At 69.5% G+C, this 17769-nt stretch carries 16 protein-coding genes and 1 riboswitch; of the genes, 6 read left to right on the top strand and 10 right to left on the bottom strand.

Features of this window, described 5'->3' with window-relative positions; translation table 11 throughout:
• Positions 1-83: 83 nt before the first annotated feature.
• From AC3WOE_RS15595 to AC3WOE_RS15580, 4 genes are all read right to left on the bottom strand, one after another.
• Positions 84-752, bottom strand: coding sequence for a hypothetical protein (locus AC3WOE_RS15595; RefSeq protein WP_492691639.1), 669 nt, complete (start codon positions 750-752; stop codon positions 84-86).
• Positions 749-1636: an ABC transporter ATP-binding protein gene (locus AC3WOE_RS15590; RefSeq protein WP_492691638.1), complete on the bottom strand. Its 888-nt coding sequence runs from the start codon at positions 1634-1636 to the stop codon at positions 749-751. The genes AC3WOE_RS15595 and AC3WOE_RS15590 overlap by 4 nt, the downstream gene beginning before the upstream one ends.
• Positions 1633-1980, bottom strand: coding sequence for a GntR family transcriptional regulator (locus AC3WOE_RS15585; protein ID WP_492691637.1), 348 nt, complete (start codon positions 1978-1980; stop codon positions 1633-1635). Before AC3WOE_RS15585 ends, AC3WOE_RS15590 begins: the two co-directional genes overlap by 4 nt.
• A 144-nt stretch (positions 1981-2124) precedes the next feature.
• The gene (locus tag AC3WOE_RS15580; protein WP_492691636.1) at positions 2125-3327 is read right to left on the bottom strand and encodes an HD-GYP domain-containing protein; all 1203 of its coding nucleotides are present in this window, start codon (positions 3325-3327) and stop codon (positions 2125-2127) included.
• Between the two features lie 83 nt (positions 3328-3410).
• Positions 3411-3482, top strand: a riboswitch (S-adenosyl-L-homocysteine riboswitch).
• A gap of 20 nt (positions 3483-3502) precedes the next feature.
• Here AC3WOE_RS15580 and metH point away from each other — a divergent pair.
• Complete coding sequence (metH, locus tag AC3WOE_RS15575; protein ID WP_492691635.1) at positions 3503-6205, top strand: methionine synthase; 2703 nt, start codon at positions 3503-3505, stop codon at positions 6203-6205.
• A 91-nt stretch (positions 6206-6296) separates the two neighbouring features.
• Positions 6297-6866: a glycine zipper 2TM domain-containing protein gene (locus AC3WOE_RS15570; protein ID WP_492691633.1), complete on the top strand. Its 570-nt coding sequence runs from the start codon at positions 6297-6299 to the stop codon at positions 6864-6866.
• A gap of 1 nt (position 6867) precedes the next feature.
• Here the strand turns inward: AC3WOE_RS15570 and AC3WOE_RS15565 are convergent, their stop codons facing one another.
• Both AC3WOE_RS15565 and AC3WOE_RS15560 read right to left on the bottom strand, forming a co-directional pair.
• On the bottom strand, positions 6868-7686 hold the full coding sequence (locus AC3WOE_RS15565; RefSeq protein ID WP_492691632.1) for a class I SAM-dependent methyltransferase: 819 nt from the start codon (positions 7684-7686) through the stop codon (positions 6868-6870).
• On the bottom strand, positions 7683-8315 hold the full coding sequence (locus AC3WOE_RS15560; RefSeq protein WP_492691631.1) for a choice-of-anchor R domain-containing protein: 633 nt from the start codon (positions 8313-8315) through the stop codon (positions 7683-7685). The genes AC3WOE_RS15565 and AC3WOE_RS15560 overlap by 4 nt, the downstream gene beginning before the upstream one ends.
• 97 nt (positions 8316-8412) lie before the next feature.
• Here AC3WOE_RS15560 and AC3WOE_RS15555 point away from each other — a divergent pair, with 97 nt between their 5' ends.
• Positions 8413-9306 carry a LysR family transcriptional regulator gene (locus tag AC3WOE_RS15555; protein ID WP_492691629.1) on the top strand — a complete coding sequence of 298 codons (894 nt, stop codon included), beginning with the start codon at positions 8413-8415 and terminating at the stop codon, positions 9304-9306.
• A 7-nt stretch (positions 9307-9313) separates the two neighbouring features.
• Here AC3WOE_RS15555 and AC3WOE_RS15550 read toward each other — a convergent pair whose 3' ends face one another.
• From AC3WOE_RS15550 to AC3WOE_RS15535, 4 genes are read right to left on the bottom strand one after another with little or no spacing between them, the layout of a single operon-like run.
• Positions 9314-11287, bottom strand: coding sequence for a diguanylate cyclase domain-containing protein (locus AC3WOE_RS15550; protein ID WP_492691628.1), 1974 nt, complete (start codon positions 11285-11287; stop codon positions 9314-9316).
• Between the two features lie 13 nt (positions 11288-11300).
• Positions 11301-12272 (bottom strand): ABC transporter substrate-binding protein, encoded by a 972-nt coding sequence (locus tag AC3WOE_RS15545; RefSeq protein WP_492691627.1) that lies wholly within the window; start codon positions 12270-12272, stop codon positions 11301-11303.
• A gap of 24 nt (positions 12273-12296) precedes the next feature.
• Complete coding sequence (locus AC3WOE_RS15540) at positions 12297-13265, bottom strand: ABC transporter substrate-binding protein (RefSeq protein ID WP_492691625.1); 969 nt, start codon at positions 13263-13265, stop codon at positions 12297-12299.
• A 1-nt stretch (position 13266) separates the two neighbouring features.
• A complete protein-coding gene (locus tag AC3WOE_RS15535; protein WP_492691624.1) occupies positions 13267-14793 on the bottom strand; it encodes a YifB family Mg chelatase-like AAA ATPase in 1527 nt (508 codons plus the stop codon).
• 311 nt (positions 14794-15104) lie between these two features.
• Between AC3WOE_RS15535 and AC3WOE_RS15530 the strand changes: the two genes are divergently transcribed.
• The 3 genes from AC3WOE_RS15530 to AC3WOE_RS15520 are packed head-to-tail and all read left to right on the top strand — an operon-like array spanning position 15105 to position 17743.
• Positions 15105-15824, top strand: coding sequence for a TorF family putative porin (locus tag AC3WOE_RS15530; protein WP_492691623.1), 720 nt, complete (start codon positions 15105-15107; stop codon positions 15822-15824).
• Between the two features lie 19 nt (positions 15825-15843).
• Entirely contained in the window at positions 15844-16182 is a 339-nt protein-coding gene (glnK, locus tag AC3WOE_RS15525; RefSeq protein ID WP_056192325.1) for a P-II family nitrogen regulator, read from the top strand.
• A gap of 34 nt (positions 16183-16216) precedes the next feature.
• Entirely contained in the window at positions 16217-17743 is a 1527-nt protein-coding gene (locus AC3WOE_RS15520) for an ammonium transporter (RefSeq protein ID WP_492691622.1), read from the top strand.
• Positions 17744-17769: the final 26 nt, after the last annotated feature.

Raw genomic sequence — 17769 nt, 5'->3', positions numbered from 1 at the left:
CCCGTGCTACGGCGAGCATTTGCAACGCCGAGTGGCGGCGTTGCGGCGGGACGAGCGGGTGTGAGGGGTTCGTTCATGCCTTCTCACAGGAAGTCACGCCGTCTGGCGGCGATGAACAGGGGCAGGGAGAGGGTCAGCAGGGTCAGGGCCAGCTCGGCAGCGAGCAGCTGCCAGAACGCGGCATTCCAGACCGGGGCAGCGGCCTGGGTGTACTGGCCGATGGCGGGGATGCGGCCGACGCCCATCATGAACAGCGAGATGGACATATTGGTCAGGATGATCAGTCCGCCCATGCCGGCTTCGGAGGCGATGTGCAGCGCGCCGCACAGCACCATCGAGAAGTTCAGCAGCAGGAAGACGCACAGCAGCAGTGCATATGGGAGCAGGCCGTCCGGGATGCCCGGCATGACGAGGATGAGGCCCAGCGCGCCGGCGCTCAGCAGGCCCCAGGGCAGCAGGAAGCAGGCGAGCAGGCCCAGCAGCTTGGCGCGCACGTAGTCACCTGGAGAAAGCGGCAGGCTGAGCACGAACAGCAGCGAGCGCTCCTTGCGCTCCTGGGCGACGCCGAACAGCGCGAGCATGACGCCCAGGGCGATGATGGCCGTCAGCCAGACGATGAAGCCGACGTTGAAGCCCACCTCGCCCGAGGCCGCACTCAGCAGGCCCGCGAAGCCGGCGGCCGTGGCGCCGACCAGCAGCCAGCGGAAGAGGTGAAGCTCCTTGGCGATGAGCTTGCGCGTGAGCAGGTTCATGAGGGCCGTGCCTCCCGGCTGTGCATGACGGTGGCGACAAAGACCTCTTCCAGGCTCATGCGGTGCATCTCCTGCACGGGTGCGCCGAGGCGGGCCAGGAAGTCGTCGCTGAAGCCGTCAACCGTCAGCGTGATGTTGGGGCCGTCCACATCGCGGTGGACGATCTCGGGCAGCTGCCAATCGGGGGCACCTTCCGGCAGCCGCAAACGCAGCGTGCGCCAGCGTTCAAGGAAATCCTCCTTGTTGTCCGACGCGACGACGCGACCGCGGTCGATGAAGCTGATGCGGTCGGAAATGCGCTCGACGTCCAGCGTGTTGTGTGACGAGAACAGGATGGAGCGGCTGTCGTCACGCAGCACGTCCATGAACTCGGTCAGCAGCTCTTGCCGTGCGACCGGGTCCATGCCGGCCGTGGGTTCGTCCAGCACCAGCAAGCGCGGACGGCGGGCCAGGGCCAGCAGCAGCAGGGCCTTGGCCTGCTCGCCGGTGGACAGGTGCCTGGCCGTCTGCGCCGCATGCAGGCCAAAGCGCTTCATCAGCCTGGCGGCGTAGGCCGCGTCCCAGCCGGGGTAGATGGAGGCGACGAAGTCCATATGCCAGGCCAGCGTCGCCTGCGGCAGCAGCTTCATGTCGTCGCTGACGAAGCCGACGTCGGCCTTGGCCACGGCCTGGCGGCGCGGCATCTCGTGGCCGAGCAGTCGGATGCTGCCGGCATCGGGCGTCAGCAGGCCCATCAGCAGCCGGATGGTGGTGCTCTTGCCGGCGCCGTTGGGGCCGACCAGGCCCATGATCTGGCCCTGCTCGAGCTCGAGGGAGACGTCTTCCAGCGTGAAGAAGCGGAACGCCTTGCGCACGCCTTTCATGTCGATGGCCCTTGCGCTCATTGCTCGTGCTCCTCGGTGTTCAGCGCGCTGCGCAGTCGTTCAATCAGTTCGGGCTCTGGCATGGCCAGCGAACGTGCGATCTCGCCAGCGGCGGCGAGATGGGTGTCGAGCTGGGCCAGTCGCATGTCCTTGGCCAGGCCTTGCGCGTCGGCCACGAAGGAGCCCTTGCCGTGTCGGGTCACGATGACGCCCTCGGATTCCAGGTCCAGGTAGGCGCGCTTGACGGTGATGACGCTGACCCGCAGGTCGGCCGCCAGCGCGCGGATGGAGGGCAATTCCTGTCCCGCCGGCCAATCCCCGGCGGCCACGCGCTGACGGATCTGCTCGACGATCTGCAGATACATCGGCCGGGCGTCCGTCTGGGATATGAAAAGACTGCTGTGCATAATGTGTATACACAGAATATATGCACAGTCGGGCGAATGCAAGTCCCCGAATGAGCAAGGGCGGCCCGCGGGCCGCCCTTGTGCGTCGGAATCGCCGAACGCTCAGAGCTTCAGAAGCGCCTCAAGGTTCACCCGCAGCTTGAATTCCGCCGGCGCCAGGCTGGCGGTGATGGCCTGGGCCGCCAGGCGCGTGTCGCGCGGCACCGGGTTGCTCAGCGGGCTGCCGCTCTTGCCGATCAGGGCGGCGACGAGCGGCTCGTTGGCGCTGAAGCCGCGCTTGAAGACCAGGCCGACCTCGCCATTGGCCAAGCGCACGATGCTGCCCGGCGGGTAGAGGCCGACGGTCTTGATCAGGGCGGCGCCGGCCTCGTCGGGCTGGCCGAGTTCGTCGAGGAAGACGGCGCGGGCCGCCGCGGCACCGCTCATGGCCTGGCGGCTGCGGCGCGGCGACAGGCGGGCACCGAAGAGGTCGATGCGGCGCAGCAGGCGAGCCAGCTTCTCGCCGTCGCCGCGGCTGCCCAGCGGGCCGGGGCCGGCCTCGTGATGCAGGCGCACGGCGGTCAGCCAGACGGGGTCGTTGACGCCGACCTGGGCCAGGCGCTGGGCGGCGCGGTCGCCATGGGCGGCCAGGGCCTGGCGCTGGGCTGGCGTGGCGGCGTCGGCCTGAGCCGCCATGCGGTCGTGGGCCGCCGTGGCGCCATAGTTCATCGTCAACGCCGCGCCTTGCAGGGCGGTGCGCAGCTCGGGCGCCAACTGCAGCTGCTGGGCGACCAGGTCGCAGACCAGCAGGGTCAGCAGGGCATGGCGGGCGCTGTAGTCGCCGAATTCCTGGCTGCTCTCGAAGACCAGCAGCATCAGCGTGGCATCGGGGTGGGCGTGCAGGCGCTTCAGGGCCGCGTCGCGCAGTTGGCCGAGGCGGGCCGCGAAGTCCGCCGGCTCGGCCTCGCGCAGCAGGCTGTGGAGGTGCAGCAGCAGGTCCGACCAGGCCTCGCGCGGGCCGAGCTCGACCTTGGTGGGTGCCGGGGCCTCGAGCCGGAAGCTGCCATCGGCCTTGGCGATGTCGGACAGCGACACGTCCTGCATGACCATGGTGTCCAGCCGGTGGGCCAGGGCGCGCTGGTACTCGAGGGTGTCCTCGGAGTTCACCCAGGCGCCGCCCTCGACGAGGCTGCGCACCAGCGGCGAGTCGCGCAGCACCTGGCCGCGCGCGAACAGCAGCTTGCCGTTGGCGTCGAACAGGTCATAGGGCAGGGTCATGCCCAGCCGCAGCGTGCGGGCTGGAAGGGGGATGAGGTCTGAGGCCATGGATTGAGGCATTCTCCGTGCGCTTCGGCACGAACAAGCCAAGCTTGAGTGTTGACGAAGGGGGTGCTGCGTAGAATTCCCGCCCATCCGAGGAGCGCTGCGACGGGTTTTCCAGCCTGCCAGGCTCGGATTGACCGAAACGGCGCTCATCGATCCTCTGCTTGAGCCGCCATCGATGACCGCCCCCCTTTCGCCTCCAGCCCTCAAACTCTCCGGCCTCGAGCCCGTCGCCATCGACGCCGGCAGCCTGTTCGTCAACATCGGCGAGCGCACCAACGTCACCGGCTCCAAGGCCTTCGCCCGCATGATCCTGGCCGGTCAGTTCGAGGAGGCGCTGGCCGTCGCGCGCCAGCAGGTCGAGAACGGCGCCCAGGTCATCGACATCAACATGGACGAGGCCATGCTGGACAGCCAGGCGGCCATGGTGCGCTTCCTGAACCTGATCGCCGGCGAGCCCGAGATCGCGCGCGTGCCCATCATGATCGACTCGTCCAAATGGGCGGTCATCGAGGCCGGCCTGAAATGCATCCAGGGCAAGGGCATCGTCAACTCCATCTCGCTGAAGGAAGGCGAGGCGGAATTCAAGCGCCAGGCCAAGCTGGTCAAGCGCTACGGCGCGGCCGCGGTCGTGATGGCCTTCGACGAGAAGGGCCAGGCCGACACCTTCGCGCGCAAGACCGAGATCTGCGAGCGGGCCTACCGCTTCCTCGTCGACGAGGTGGACTTCCCGCCCGAGGACATCATCTTCGACCCCAACATCTTCGCCATCGCGACGGGCATCGAGGAGCACGACAACTACGCCGTGGACTTCATCGAGGCCACGCGCTGGATCAAGAAGAACCTGCCCGGCGCCAAGGTCTCGGGCGGCGTGTCCAACGTCTCCTTCAGCTTCCGCGGCAACGAGCCGGTGCGCGAAGCCATCCACACCGTCTTCCTGTACCACGCCATCCAGGCGGGCATGGACATGGGCATCGTCAACGCCGGCATGGTGGGCGTCTATGACGACCTCGATGCCGAGCTGCGCGAGCGCGTCGAGGACGTGGTGCTGAACCGTCGCCCCGACGCCGGCGAGCGCCTCATCGAGATCGCCGACCGCGCCAAGAGCGCCGGCAAGGACGACTCGGCCCGCCTGGCCTGGCGTGCCGGTGACGTGAACGCGCGGCTGTCGCATGCGCTGGTGCACGGCATCACCGACTTCATCGTCGACGACACCGAGGAGGCCTGGCAGGCCATCAAGGCCGGTGGCGGCCGGCCGCTGCATGTCATCGAAGGCCCGCTGATGGCCGGCATGAACATCGTGGGCGACCTGTTCGGCCAGGGCAAGATGTTCCTGCCCCAGGTGGTCAAGAGCGCCCGCGTGATGAAGAGCGCCGTGGCCCATCTCGTGCCCTACATCGAGGAAGAGAAGCGCCAGCTCGAAGCCGCCGGCGGCGACGTCAAGCCCAAGGGCAAGATCGTCATGGCCACCGTCAAGGGCGATGTGCACGACATCGGCAAGAACATCGTCACGGTGGTCCTGCAGTGCAACAACTACGAGGTCGTCAACATGGGCGTCATGGTGCCGGCCCAGGACATCCTGCGCAAAGCCAAGGAAGAGGGCGCCGACATCATCGGCCTGTCCGGCCTGATCACGCCCAGCCTCGAGGAGATGCAGCATGTCGCCGCCGAGATGCAGCGCGACGACTACTTCGCCTCGCGCCACATGCCGCTGCTGATCGGCGGCGCAACGACCAGCCGCGTGCACACCGCCGTCAAGATCTCGCCGCATTACGAAGGGCCGGTCGTCTATGTGCCGGATGCGTCACGCGCCGTGGGCGTGTGCACCGAACTGCTCAGCGATGAGCGCGCCGCGGCCTATATCGCCGAGCTGCGCGCCGACATCGAGAAGACCCGCCGGCTGCACGCCAGCAAGAAGCAGACGCCGCTGGTCACGCTGGAGCAGGCGCGCGCCAACAAGGCGGTGCTGGACCTGAACCGCGTTGCACCCGCGCCGAAGTTCACCGGCCGCCGCGTGCTGAAGAACCTCGACCTCGCCGAGCTGGCCCGCTACATCGACTGGGGGCCCTACTTCCAGACCTGGGACCTGGCCGGTCCCTACCCGGCCATCCTCGACGACGCCGTCGTCGGCACCGAGGCGCGCAAGGTCTTCGCCGACGCCCAGGCGATGCTGAAGAAGATCATCGACGGCCGCTGGCTGCAGGCCCATGCCGTCTTCGGTCTCTACCCGGCGGCGCGCGTCAACGAGGACGACATCGCCATCCGCAGCGAGCCGCCCATGACCTGGCGCGGCCTGCGCATGCAATCGGAGCGCCCGGTCGTCGATGGCGTGAAGCGACCGAATCGTTGCCTGTCGGACTTCGTGGCGGAGCAGGGCGACCACGTCGGCCTGTTCGCCGTGACGGCGGGCCTGGGCGTCGACAAGAAGGAAGCCGACTTCCTCGCGACACACGACGACTACTCGGCCATCATGCTCAAGGCCCTGGCGGATCGCCTCGCCGAAGCGGCCGCCGAATGGCTGCACGAGCGCGTGCGCCGCGAGTTCTGGGGCTATGCGCCCGCCGAAGCCCTGAGCAACGAAGCTCTCATCGCCGAGAAATACCAGGGCATCCGCCCCGCGCCCGGCTATCCGGCCTGCCCGGATCACCTTGCCAAGCGCGATCTGTTCAAGGTGCTGGGTCCGGAAGAGATCGGCATGGGCCTGACCGACAGCATGGCGATGACGCCGGCTGCCAGCGTCAGCGGCTTCTACCTGGCCCATCCCGACGCGGCCTACTTCAATGTCGGCCGCATCGGCGACGACCAGCTCGCCGACTGGGCCGCCCGCTGCGGCCTCAGTGAAGAGCAGGCGCGCCGCGCGCTGGCGCCGCTGTTGGGTTAGGTCGACATCCCTAGGCTGAAGCGGCTCCGTCCTACAGGGCGGGTCGCGCCGGGGCGGCATCCTGCGGGTCATATCAACGCCAGGAGGCCCCATGTCGACCCCCACCCTTCCCGTCAAGTCCACCCAGATCGTCGCCGGCGTCGCCGTCGTGCTGGCGCTGCTCGGCGGCGCCTATGCCGTGGGGCGTTCGCACACCGATAGCCCCGAGCCGGTGGCCGGGGCGACGCAGCCGCAGACCAGCGCCCAGCCGCAACGTCTGGCCAGCGCCGACCCCGTGCGCTCCACGGCCCAGCCGGCCCCGGTTGAAACCCAGGCCGCGCCGGCCCTGTGCTCGAGCTGCGGCCGGGTGACTGACGTGCACACCGAGTCGCGCCACGGCAAGGCCAGCGGCGTGGGTGCCGTGGGCGGTGCCGTCGTCGGCGGCCTGCTGGGCAATATGGTGGGCGGCGGCAATGGCCGCAAGCTCGCCACCGTGGCCGGTGCCGTCGGCGGCGGCTATGCCGGCAACGAGATCGAGAAGAACCAGAAGACCTACACCGTCTGGGTCGTCCAGGTGCGTGAAGGCGATGGTCGCCTGCGTCGCTTCGAGCGCAGCGCCGACCCGGGTCTGCGCGTCGGCGACGAGGTCAGGCTGACGGAGAACGGGTTCACGCGGGCCTGATTCAGCGCCGCGCCGCGGTGAGCAGCAGCTCATGCGGTGCGGTGAAACCAGCGGCCGTCTCGAAGGCCGTTAGCCGTTGTGCCATGTCGTCCCAGGCGGCTAGCTGAGCGGCTGCGTCCAACCGCGACAGCAGCACCAGCACCGGGCTGGCCGACGCCCTCACGAAGTCCAGGTAGTGCCGGGCCGACGCCCAATGGAAGGGGGCGTCGATGGCCGTCGTCGCGATCTCGCGAAAGCCGGCCTGTTCGAACAGCGCATCGAGGCGCCGCGCCTCACCCAGGCTGAACAGGCCGCCGGGCCGTGCGGGATCGGGCAGGGGCAGGCCGGCGTGTTCGCAGGCCGCCTTCATCAGCAGGGCCACCGCCGGGTTGCGCGCCGGTGCGCCGAAGACCAGGGCGCAGACACCGCCGCCCTCGCGCAACGAGCGCCGCATGCCGCGCAGGGCCGCCAGCGGCTCGGCCATCAGCATCAGTCCCAGGCGGCAGATGGCGGCGTCGAAGTCGACCAGATCGGCCGGCAGCGCCTCGGCGTCGGCCACCCGCGTCGAGACCTGGGACAGGCCGGCCGCGCGCCGTCGGGCGTGTTCGAGGATGACGGGTGACACGTCGGTCGCCAGCACGAACCCGCTGGCGCCGACGCGCCGGGCGACGTCCAGGGTCTGGTCGCCCGCGCCGGCGGCCACGTCCAGCACGCGGCTGCCGGATGCGATGCCGGCCATGGCCAGCAAGGCCTGGGTCGGCGCGGCCAGCCAGGCATGCAGGGCCGGCGTGAAGGCATCCCAGCCGGCGGCGGCGGCATCCCATTGCTCGCGGGCACTCATGCCGGCCTCCGGCGCAGTGCGATCAGGCCCAGGCCGGCCGTCAGCAGCGCCCAGGCCGCGGGCTCGGGCACGGCGGACACGTTGACCGCCATCTGGAAGGGGTTGGGCGTGTCGAAGGTCGACGCCGTCCAGCTCGCGCCGCCGTCGGTCGAGAAGCCGAAGGCGCCGAAATGGCCCGGCCCCTTGCTGGCATTGCCCTGGGCATAGGTCCAGCCCAGGTATTCGCGGTCGTCGCTGCTGAAGTGCTCACCGATGACCAGCCAGTAGGTCTGGCCGGGTTGCAGCAGGGCCGCGCTGTCAGGCAGCAGCCGGACAGTCGTAGGCAGGGCTTGAGGCAGGGCCGCGAAGCTGAAGCTCGTCAGCAGGCTGCCGATACCGCTGGCGCCACCATCGGCATGCAGCTCGGCGACGAAGACCGTGCCGGGCTGGCGCAGGTGAACGTTGAGCAGGGCGTCGATGGACAGCAGGCCGTGAGCGGACGCATCGGTCGTGAAGCTCTGCGCGGCCCAGAACTGCGCGCTCAGTTCGCTGGTCGCCCGCGAGGGCTGGTCGAGGTTGCCGAGCAGCACTTCGGCCTGGGTGGCGCCGGCGAGCAGGGCGGCCGAAGCCAGCAGCAGGGATTTCTTCATCGCGATCTCCTGGGTTGGGATGGCTTCAGCCTAGGGTTCGCGCTCGCCCAGCGGAAGCCGCGAAACTGCACCCCGCCCCTTCCTTTCTGCATCCCCCATGTTCGATTGGGACGACCTCCGATACCTGCATGCGCTGGCCCGCCACGGCAGCACCCTGGCCGTGGCCCGGGCGCTGGATGTCAGCGCGACGACGGTGCAGCGCCGGCTGCAGGAACTGGAGCGACGCGTCGGCCAGACCCTGGTCAGGCGCGAGGCCCAGGGCTACCAGCTGACCGACTACGCCCGCGCCCTGCTGCCGGCGGTCGAGCGCGTGGCCGCGGCGGTGCAGGAAGTGGAGCAGCAGGTGCTGGCACGCCGCGACGACGTCGTCGGCGTCATCCGCGTCACCTGCCCCGAGCCGCTGGCCCAGCGCATCACCCGATCACAGCTGCTGGAGCGTTTCCATGCCAAGCATCCGGGCCTGCGCGTCGAATGGGTCATGAGTGACCGCTACATCGACCTGGCCAAAGGAGAGGCCGACATCGCGCTGCGCTCCGGCGACACCGAGGACGGCGAGCTCGTCGGCCGCAAGGTGGGCGATTCCTTCTGGGGTGTCTACGCCAGCCGCGCCTATGTCGAAGCCCATGGGCGTCCACAGAGCCTGGACGAACTGGGCCGCTACGCCCTGGTCGGCTTCGACGATTCGCTGCCCCAGCACCGCGTGTCGCAATGGCTGCGCCAGGTCGCGCCCGACGCCACGCTGGCGGCGCGCAACAACAGCGTGCTGGGCATGCTGTATTCGGTCAAGGCGGGTGTCGGCATCGCGCCCCTGCCCATGCCCCTGGGCGATGGCGATGCCGACCTCGTGCGCCTGTTCGGTCCCGTGCCCGAGCTGACCCGCATCTGGCGGCTGCTGACCCGCGTCGAGCTGCGCCACACGCCGCGCATCGCGGCCTTCTTCGATTTCATCATCGACGAGCTGGACGCGCTGCGTCCCATCGTCACGGGCTGAGGCGGCGCTAGCCGGTGTGCACCCGGTACTGGTTGCGCCCCGCGCCCTTGGCCAGATAGAGGGCCTGGTCGGCGCGGCCCAGCAGTTCCTCGCCACCGAGCTCATCGCGCGGGTGCACGGCAACGCCGATGCTGGTGCCCACGGCCAGGGGGCCGACCGACATCACGAAGGGCTGGTTGACGGCCTCGATGATCTTGCCGGCCACGATTTCGGCCTCCGTGGCGGCGCGCAGGCCCTCCAGCACGACGACGAATTCATCGCCCGCCAGCCGGCCGACGAAGTCCGTGCCGCGCACCAGGCCGAGCAGGCGTCGCGCGAACTCGCGCAGCACCTCGTCGCCGACGCCGTGGCCATGGCCGTCGTTGATGAGCTTGAACTGGTCGATGTCCAGGAACAGCAGGGCCGTGAAGCTCTGGGCCCGGTGGGCGCGCTTGATGACGGCCGCCAGCTGCTCGTTGAAGCTGTAGCGGTTGGGCAGGCCGGTGAGGGCGTCGGTACGGGCCAACTCGGCGAGCTGGCGCTCGAAACGCCGGTGCTCGGTGACGTCGGTGCTCAGCGCATACAGGCCGCGCACCGATCCGTCAGGCGCGATGTCCGGCAGATAGAGGTTGTGCAGGGAGCGGGCCACGCCCAGGGCCAGGGATTCGAGATGGAACTCGACCCGCTCGCCGGCCAGCGCGCGCGCCAGCGGTTCGCGGCGCTGCTCGTAAAGCGGCGCCGGAATCGCCTCGGCCACTGTCTTGCCGATGGTGGCGCGGTGATCCAGGCCCGTCCACCTGCTGAAGGTCTCGTTGAGGAAGAGCAGGCGCTCGTCCTTGTCGATGTACGAAATCATGACCGGCAGGTTGTCGGCGATGTCGCGCAGCCGCTTCTCGCTTTCGGCCAGCTTCTCCTCGGCCCGGCGGCGCTCGGTGATGTCGAAGGAGACGGAATAGAAGCCGCGGATCTCGCCCTGGGCATCGAAGTCCGGCACGTATTTCTGCGCGAAGAAGCGCGTGTCGTCGCCATGCCTGACGTAGGATTCGAACTGCTGCGGCTCGCCGCGCAGCACCCCTTCGATATAGGGCTTGGCGATCTGCCAGACCGCCTCGCCGCGGATCTGCTGGAAGGTCTGCCCCATCAATTCCTTGACGGGCCGCCGCATGGTCTTCTCGACGGCCAGGTTGCCGAAGTCGGCGCGCAGCTCGCGGTCGAAGTGCGAGATGACTGCCGGGACGTTGTCGGTGATCTCGCGCATGCGCCTCTCGGCCTCGCGCAGCTCGTCGGTGCGGCGCTGCAGTGCGATGCTCATGGCGTCGAAGCGCCGCTTCAACGTGCCGATCTCGTCGCGCGTCGTGCTGTCGAACAGCGGCACCTGCTCGCCGCGCTCCAGAGCCTCGGTCGCCTCCGTGAGCCGCGCCAGCGGCCGGAGCACGCGGTGCACGGCGACGATGGCGAGGGCCAGCAGCAGCAGGCCGAAGGTGGCGACGGCGGCCATGGTGACCTGCTCATGCACGTCCTCCGCCGTCCGGCGCGCCTGGCCCGCGTTGCGCGACCAGCGGAAGGCGGCGTCCGCCATGGCTTGCGCGTCAGCCAGCAGCAGATCGAAGGCCTGGTCGCGGCGGCGCCGCTCGAAGTCGCTGGCCGGCGCGCTGGAGGTCTTCAGCGCGCGCTCGAACAGGCTGGGGAGGCGGGAGACCGCGTCCTTGAGCAGTTCCAGTTCCGCCTGCGAGCCGCGCTGCGACTCGGCGGCGGCCAGTTCGCGGGAGATGTTGGCATGCCAGGTCTTCCATTCCGAGACCGACAGTTCGTCGCGTTCGCGCTGGAACACATAGGTCGCGCCGACCAGGCCGGCGACGTCGCGCGCCACCTGCTGGGCACGCTGCTGCTGGGCCTCCGCCCGGGCTTCCTCCTGCGTGGCCTTCCACATCGCACCGATGGCCAGCGCACTCAGCAGCAGGGCGATGCTGCCCGCGGCGACGAAGAGGGTGCGGATCTTCATGACCGTCCCGGTCTCAACGCGCCAGGCCCACGGCGTTGGGCAGAACGGCGCGCAGCGGCGCGGCGTCGATCATCACGCGGTAGTCGGCCGGCTTGCTGCCGGTCGCATAGCCTTCGCGCAGCGCCCAGTTGGCCTGCAGCTGCAGGGTTCGCAGCAGGCCTTCTTCCAGCGCCAGCAGCGCATGCGTGCGCTGCATGGACCAGGCGGCGAAGCTGGGCTCGACGGCGAGGCGGGCGACGAAGATGGCCTCGGCCCGGCGCGGCTGGGCACGGATGGATTCGTTGGCGCGGTGGATGGCGCGCAGGAAGCGCTCGACGTCGCTGCGCCGTGTCTTCAACACGCTGTTCTGCGCGACGAGGTTGAAGGTCTGCTTGTAGTCGCCCGATTCGCTCAGCACCACGCCGTCTACGCGCGGGCTGTGGGCGGTGGCGTAGGCGAAGGGCTGGAAGACCGCGACGGCGTCGACCTGGCCCGTGGCCATGGCATTCAACGCCGCATCGGGCTGGATGGGGACCTGCACGATGCTTTGCGGGTCGACGTTGTTGTTGAGCAGGAAGCTGTCCAGGAAGTACTGCGCCGAGGTGCCCTTGACGACGCCCACACGCTTGCCGACGAGGTCGGCAGGCACCTTGACGCCGGCGGCGCGGCGGGCCACCAGCTCGACGTCGCTGGTGGTGCTGGAGAAGGTGGCGATGACGGCGAAGTCGGTGCGCTCGAAGGACTCGAAGACGATGGCGGTTTCGGCGGCGGTACCGACGTCGGCGCGACCCTCGGCCATCAACTTCAGGCAGCGCCGGCCGCTGGGCGCCTCGACGGCCTTGACCTCCAGGCCTTCGGCTTCGAAGAGCCCGTCCGCGAGCGCGACGAACACCGGCAGGGAATGCGGCGACCGCGACACCGCGACCGTCAGCGGGGCGGCCGCCGCGCTGCCTGCCAGCCAGACGGCCAGCAGCAGCGAAGCGGGTTTCAGGCGCGGAGTCCACATGGCTGCGTCCTTGCGGAGAGGCTTTCAGCGGGCGAGGGTGACCGCGCCGGGCGCGAGGGCCTGCAGCAGGCGCGCGTCGATCAGTTGCTGCACCGAGGGCGGCGGCTCGCCGGACTTGTTGTCCTGGCCCAGCTGCCAGCGGATCTGGCTGAGCATGGTCGTGGGCAGCGAGGTGTGCAGGGCGATCCGGTAGTCCTGTTCGGCCATCAGCCTCTGCGCCACCGGCACGCCGACCTTCAGGCTGGCCGCGAGGATGGCCTGGGCCTCGGCAGGTGCGTCCGCGATGAAACGCTGGGCCCGCAGCAGGGCCCGCAAGACCTTCTCGAAGCGGGGCCGGTCCCGTTCGACCGCGCGTGCCTGGGCCACGATGCAGAAGTGCTGGGTGTAGACATGGGCCGACGGCAGGCGCACCGCATCGGCGGCGAGCTTGTCCTCGATGCGGCCCGCTTCCGGCTCCCAGACGACGGCGGCGGCGGCCTTGCCCTGCAGGACCAGGTCACCCAGGGCGCCGGGCTCGGCGAAGCTCAGCTTGACGCGGTCCGGGTCGATGCCCTGGTAGGTCAGCCAGCGATCGAGGAAATATTCGGCCGAAGTGCCGGCGACCGTGGCGATGCGCTTGCCCGACATGTCGGGGCCTTGCCGCACGCCGGCCCGGCGGCTGGCGATGAGCTTGATCTGGGCGGTGGATTCGCCGATGGACGCGAGGATGGCGACGGAGGGCGTCTGGGTCGCCGTCATCGCGACGGCGAACTCGGCGCTGGCGGCGATGTCGGCGGCGCCGGACCGCAGGGCGGCCAGGCAGGCCTTGCCGCTGGTGCAGGGGATGCGGACGACGTCCAGGCCTTCGGCCTGGAAGAGGCGCTGCTCGACGGCCACCGTCAGCGGCAGCGAGACTGGGCCGCTGGGCATGGCGATGCTGATGGTGGCGGCCAGCGCGGAAGAGGCAGCCGACAGGGCCAGCAGCGTCGCGAGGGTGAGTTGCAGCGGGCGCATCTCAGCCCGCCTGGCCGGGCAGGCCGCGGCGCAACTGGATGGCCTCGGCGACGTGGGGGCTGGCGATCGATGCGGCCGCGGCCAGGTCGGCCACCGTGCGGGCGACGCGCAGCACGCGGTGGAAGCCGCGCGCCGACCAGCCCAGGCGCTCCGCCGAGCGCTCCAGCAGGGCCTTGGCGGTCGGCTCCAGCACGGCGTGCTCATTGAGGTCCTGAGCCTGCAGCTGGGCGTTGGCCATGCCCTGGCGTGCCAGCGCCCGTTGGCGCGCCGCGGCGACGCGCTCGGCGACGGCGGCGCTGGCTTCACCGGGCGCCAGGTCCTGCAGCTCGCGGGGTGGGATGGCGGGCACTTCGATGAGCAGGTCGAGGCGGTCGAGGAAGGGGCCGCTGAGCCGACCTTGGTAGCGCGAGACCTGGTCGGGCGTGCAGCGGCAGGCCTTCAGCGGGCTGCCCAGATGACCACAGGGGCAGGGGTTCATGGCGGCGATCAACTGGAAGCGGGCCGGGAATTCGGCCTGGCGCGCGGCGCGGGAGATCAGGATGCGGCCGGTCTCCAGCGGCTCGCGAAGGGCCTCCAACGCCGCCCTCGGGAACTCGGGCAGTTCGTCGAGGAAGAGCACGCCATGCTGGGCCAGTGAGATCTCGCCCGGCCGCGGCGGCGAGCCGCCGCCCACCAGGGCCACGCTGGAGGCCGAGTGATGGGGCGAGCGCAGCGGGCGCTGGCCCCAGCGCTCGACGTCGAACTGTCCGGCCAGGCTGAGGACGGCGGCCGATTCAAGGGCCGCTTCGTCGTCCAGCGGGGGCAGCAGGCCGGCCAGGCGCTGGGCCAGCATGGACTTGCCGGTGCCGGGCGGACCCACCATCAGCAGGCTGTGCCCGCCGGCCGCGGCAATCTCCAGCGCGCGCTTCGGCGCGGCCTGGCCCTTGATGTCGGCGATGTCGGGCAGGCCGCGCGCCGCCTCGCGGGGCAGGGCGGTGGCGCGCGGCAGGGTCTCGCCCCCGGGCTGCAGGGCCGCCACGACGTCGAGCAGATGGCGGGCCTGCCTGACCACCAGGCCGTCGACCAGGGCGGCCTCGGCAGCGCTGGCTTCGGGCAGCAGCAGTTCGCGCCGGATCTCGCCATTTGCACCGTCCTGGCGCAGTGCCAGGGCCATGGCCAGGGCGCCGCGCACGGCGCGCAACTCGCCCGCCAGCGACAGTTCACCGGCGCACTCGTAGCCCACCAGCCGGGCCGCATCGATCTGGCCGTTGGCCGCGAGCAGGCCCAGGGCCATGGGCAGGTCGAAGCGCCCGCCCTCCTTGGGCAGGTCGGCCGGTGCGAGATTGACCGTGATGCGCTTGTTGGCCGGGAATGACAGCCCGCTGTTCTGCAGTGCCGCACGCACCCGCTCGCGGGCTTCCTTGACCTCGGTGTCGGCCAGGCCGACGACGGTGAAGGACGGCAGTCCGTTGGCCAGATGGACCTCGACGGTGACCGGCGCGGCGGCCAGGCCATCGAGGGCGCGGCTGTGGACGATGGCGAGGCTCATCGGCTCAGGCCGGGCTCGGCGTGGGGGCGGGCGGGGTGGCGGACGGCTCCGGCATCGAGAGGCTCCCAGGGGTGGCGGACCAGTCTAGCCGCCGGTCCGGCGCGAGTCGGCCCAGTGCTTCTCCCAGGAATGCACCATATGAGTGCCTCCTCCTTCATGCTTGGGATCCAGTTTGGTGCAAATGCCTGAGTTGGGGGCGCCGCCAGCCCAGATCCGTGCAGTGTGACAAGGCGTGACCCTTGGCACGGAAGCTGCAAATACCCCGGCGGACCGTATTCCCACCCACTTTCTTTCTACTCAGGAGCTCCGCCATGAAGTTGTCCCCTTCGCTGATCGCACTCGCGCTGTCCGCGGTCGCCCTGCCCGCGTTCGCCGATGAGCCGGCGCCGGACCCCCTGTCGTTCAACGTCGGCGCCGTCAGCGAATACCGCTACCGCGGCATCTCCCAGAGCCGCCTGAAGCCGGCCCTGCAGGGCGGCATCGACTACGCCGCCCCGAACGGCTTCTACGTCGGCACCTGGGCCTCCACCATCAAGTGGATCAAGGACGCCGGCGGCGACGGCCAGGTCGAGATCGACCTCTACGGCGGCTACAAGACCGAAGTGGCCAAGGGCCTGACGCTGGACGTCGGCGTGCTGCAGTACCTCTACCCCAGCAACAAGCTCCACCCCAGCGCCAACACCTTCGAGCTCTACGGCGCCCTGAGCTTCGGCCCGGTGACGGCCAAGTACTCGCACAGCGCGACCAATCTGTTCGGCTTCGCCGACAGCAAGAACTCCGGCTACTTCGACGTGACGGCCAACTTCGACCTCGGTGACGGCATGACCCTGTCGCCCCACGTCGGCCACCAGACCGTCAAGCGCAACTCCGGTGCCTCCTACACCGACTACTCCCTGACCCTGGCCAAGGACTTCTCGGGCCTGGTCGTCAGCGGCGGCGTCATCGGCACCGATGCCAAGGGTTATCTGAGCCCCAACGGCAAGGACCTGGGCAAGACCATGCTCGTGGTCGGCCTGAAGAAGACTTTCTAAGAACTCATTGGAGAGCGACATGAAACTGATCACTGCCGTCATCAAGCCTTTCAAGCTCGACGAGGTGCGTGAGGCCCTGAGCGCCATCGGCGTGCAGGGCCTGACGGTCACCGAGGTCAAGGGCTTCGGCCGCCAGAAGGGCCACACCGAGCTGTACCGCGGCGCCGAGTACGTCGTCGACTTCCTGCCCAAGGTCAAGATCGAAGCGGCCGTGAATGACGACGTCGTCGAGCGCGTCATCGAGGCCATCGAGTCCTCCGCCCGCACCGGCAAGATCGGTGACGGCAAGATTTTCGTGTCGCCGCTGGATCAGGTCGTACGCATCCGCACCGGCGAAACCGGCAATGACGCGCTCTGAAGCGTCGCACCACCACCCGTTGGAGACCATTCAAATGAAGAAAATCCTTGCCGGGCTCGCGCTCGCTGCCGGCCTGCTGGCGCCGGCCGCCTGGGCCCAGGATCCGGCCGCCTCGGCGCCCGTTGCTGCGGCGGCCACGGCCACCGCTCCTGCGGCCGATGCCGCCTCCGCCCCCGCTGCTGCGGCGGCCTCTGCACCGGCTGAAGCCGCCTCGGCACCGGCCCCCGTGCCGAACAAGGGCGACACCGCCTGGATGCTGCTGTCCACCCTGCTCGTCATCATGATGACGGTGCCGGGCCTGGCGCTGTTCTACGGCGGCCTGGTGCGCAGCAAGAACATGCTGTCGGTGCTGATGCAGGTCATGGTCGGCTTCTCGCTGATCGTCGTGCTGTGGGTGCTGTACGGCTACAGCTTCGCCTTCACCGAGGGCAATGCCTTCATCGGCGGCACCGATCGCCTCTTCATGAAGGGCATCTGGGACAACGTCGCAGGCACCTTCGCCACCGGCGGCACCTTCAGCAAGGGTGTGCCGATGTACGAGATGGTGTTCGCCGCCTTCCAGGCCACCTTCGCCGGCATCACCGCCTGCCTGATCGTCGGCGCCTTCGCCGAGCGCATCAAGTTCTCCGCCTGCCTGGCCTTCCTGACGCTGTGGTTCACCTTCAGCTATCTGCCGATCGCCCATATGGTGTGGTTCTGGATGGGTCCGGATGCCTATACGGGCAAGGAAGTCGTTGACGCGATGAACGCCAAGGCTGGCCTGATCTGGCAATGGGGCGCGCTGGACTTCGCCGGCGGCACGGTGGTGCACATCAACGCCGCCGTCGCGGGCCTGGTGGGCGCCATCATGGTCGGCAAGCGCGTCGGCTACGGCAAGGAGCAGTTCACGCCCCACAGCCTGACGCTGACCATGGTCGGTGCCGCGCTGCTGTGGGTGGGCTGGTTCGGCTTCAACGCCGGCTCCGCGCTGGAAGCCAACGGCTTCGCCGCCCTGGCCTTCATCAACACCTTCGCCGCCACGGCTGCCGCCGTGCTGGCCTGGTGCGTGGGTGAAGCGCTGCTCAAGGGCAAGGCTTCCATGCTGGGTGCTGCCTCGGGTGCCGTCGCCGGCCTCGTGGCCATCACGCCCGCCGCCGGCAACGTCGGCATCGGTGGTGGCCTGGTCATCGGCATCGTCGCCGGCTTCGCCTGCCTGTGGGGCGTGACGGGCCTGAAGAAGCTGCTCGGCAAGGACGACTCGCTGGACGTGTTCGGCGTGCACGGCGTGGGCGGTATCGTCGGCGCCCTGCTGACCGGTGTGTTCAACAGCCCGGCCCTGGGCGGCCCGAGCACCGTGGCCGATTGGGTCACCGCCGGCATGACCACGCCGGAGGCCTACTCCATCGCCAGCCAGTTCATCATCCAGGCCAAGGCCGTCGGCGTGACCATCGTCTGGTCGGGCATCGTCTCCCTGGTGGCCTACAAGCTGGTGGACATGACCATCGGCCTGCGCGTCACCGAAGAGGAAGAGCGCGAAGGCCTGGACATCTCGTCGCACGGCGAGACGGCCTATCACAAGTGATCCACTGCTGCGGCAGTCACGAAGCC

The sequence above is a fragment of the Roseateles sp. FW305-36 genome, from assembly GCF_058787015.1.
This window is presented reverse-complemented; position numbering and strand designations above follow the sequence as displayed.

Excerpts from the sequence above, each read along its gene's own strand:
- AC3WOE_RS15595 (WP_492691639.1), bottom strand. The coding sequence starts at position 752 with ATGAACCTGCTCACGCGCAAGCTCATCGCCAAGGAGCTTCACCTCTTC.
- AC3WOE_RS15590 (WP_492691638.1), bottom strand. The coding sequence starts at position 1,636 with ATGAGCGCAAGGGCCATCGACATGAAAGGCGTGCGCAAGGCGTTCCGC.
- AC3WOE_RS15585 (WP_492691637.1), bottom strand. The coding sequence starts at position 1,980 with ATGTATCTGCAGATCGTCGAGCAGATCCGTCAGCGCGTGGCCGCCGGG.
- AC3WOE_RS15580 (WP_492691636.1), bottom strand. The coding sequence starts at position 3,327 with ATGGCCTCAGACCTCATCCCCCTTCCAGCCCGCACGCTGCGGCTGGGC.
- metH (WP_492691635.1), top strand. The coding sequence starts at position 3,503 with ATGACCGCCCCCCTTTCGCCTCCAGCCCTCAAACTCTCCGGCCTCGAG.
- AC3WOE_RS15570 (WP_492691633.1), top strand. The coding sequence starts at position 6,297 with ATGTCGACCCCCACCCTTCCCGTCAAGTCCACCCAGATCGTCGCCGGC.
- AC3WOE_RS15565 (WP_492691632.1), bottom strand. The coding sequence starts at position 7,686 with ATGAGTGCCCGCGAGCAATGGGATGCCGCCGCCGCCGGCTGGGATGCC.
- AC3WOE_RS15560 (WP_492691631.1), bottom strand. The coding sequence starts at position 8,315 with ATGAAGAAATCCCTGCTGCTGGCTTCGGCCGCCCTGCTCGCCGGCGCC.
- AC3WOE_RS15555 (WP_492691629.1), top strand. The coding sequence starts at position 8,413 with ATGTTCGATTGGGACGACCTCCGATACCTGCATGCGCTGGCCCGCCAC.
- AC3WOE_RS15550 (WP_492691628.1), bottom strand. The coding sequence starts at position 11,287 with ATGAAGATCCGCACCCTCTTCGTCGCCGCGGGCAGCATCGCCCTGCTG.
- AC3WOE_RS15545 (WP_492691627.1), bottom strand. The coding sequence starts at position 12,272 with ATGTGGACTCCGCGCCTGAAACCCGCTTCGCTGCTGCTGGCCGTCTGG.
- AC3WOE_RS15540 (WP_492691625.1), bottom strand. The coding sequence starts at position 13,265 with ATGCGCCCGCTGCAACTCACCCTCGCGACGCTGCTGGCCCTGTCGGCT.
- AC3WOE_RS15535 (WP_492691624.1), bottom strand. The coding sequence starts at position 14,793 with ATGAGCCTCGCCATCGTCCACAGCCGCGCCCTCGATGGCCTGGCCGCC.
- AC3WOE_RS15530 (WP_492691623.1), top strand. The coding sequence starts at position 15,105 with ATGAAGTTGTCCCCTTCGCTGATCGCACTCGCGCTGTCCGCGGTCGCC.
- glnK (WP_056192325.1), top strand. The coding sequence starts at position 15,844 with ATGAAACTGATCACTGCCGTCATCAAGCCTTTCAAGCTCGACGAGGTG.
- AC3WOE_RS15520 (WP_492691622.1), top strand. The coding sequence starts at position 16,217 with ATGAAGAAAATCCTTGCCGGGCTCGCGCTCGCTGCCGGCCTGCTGGCG.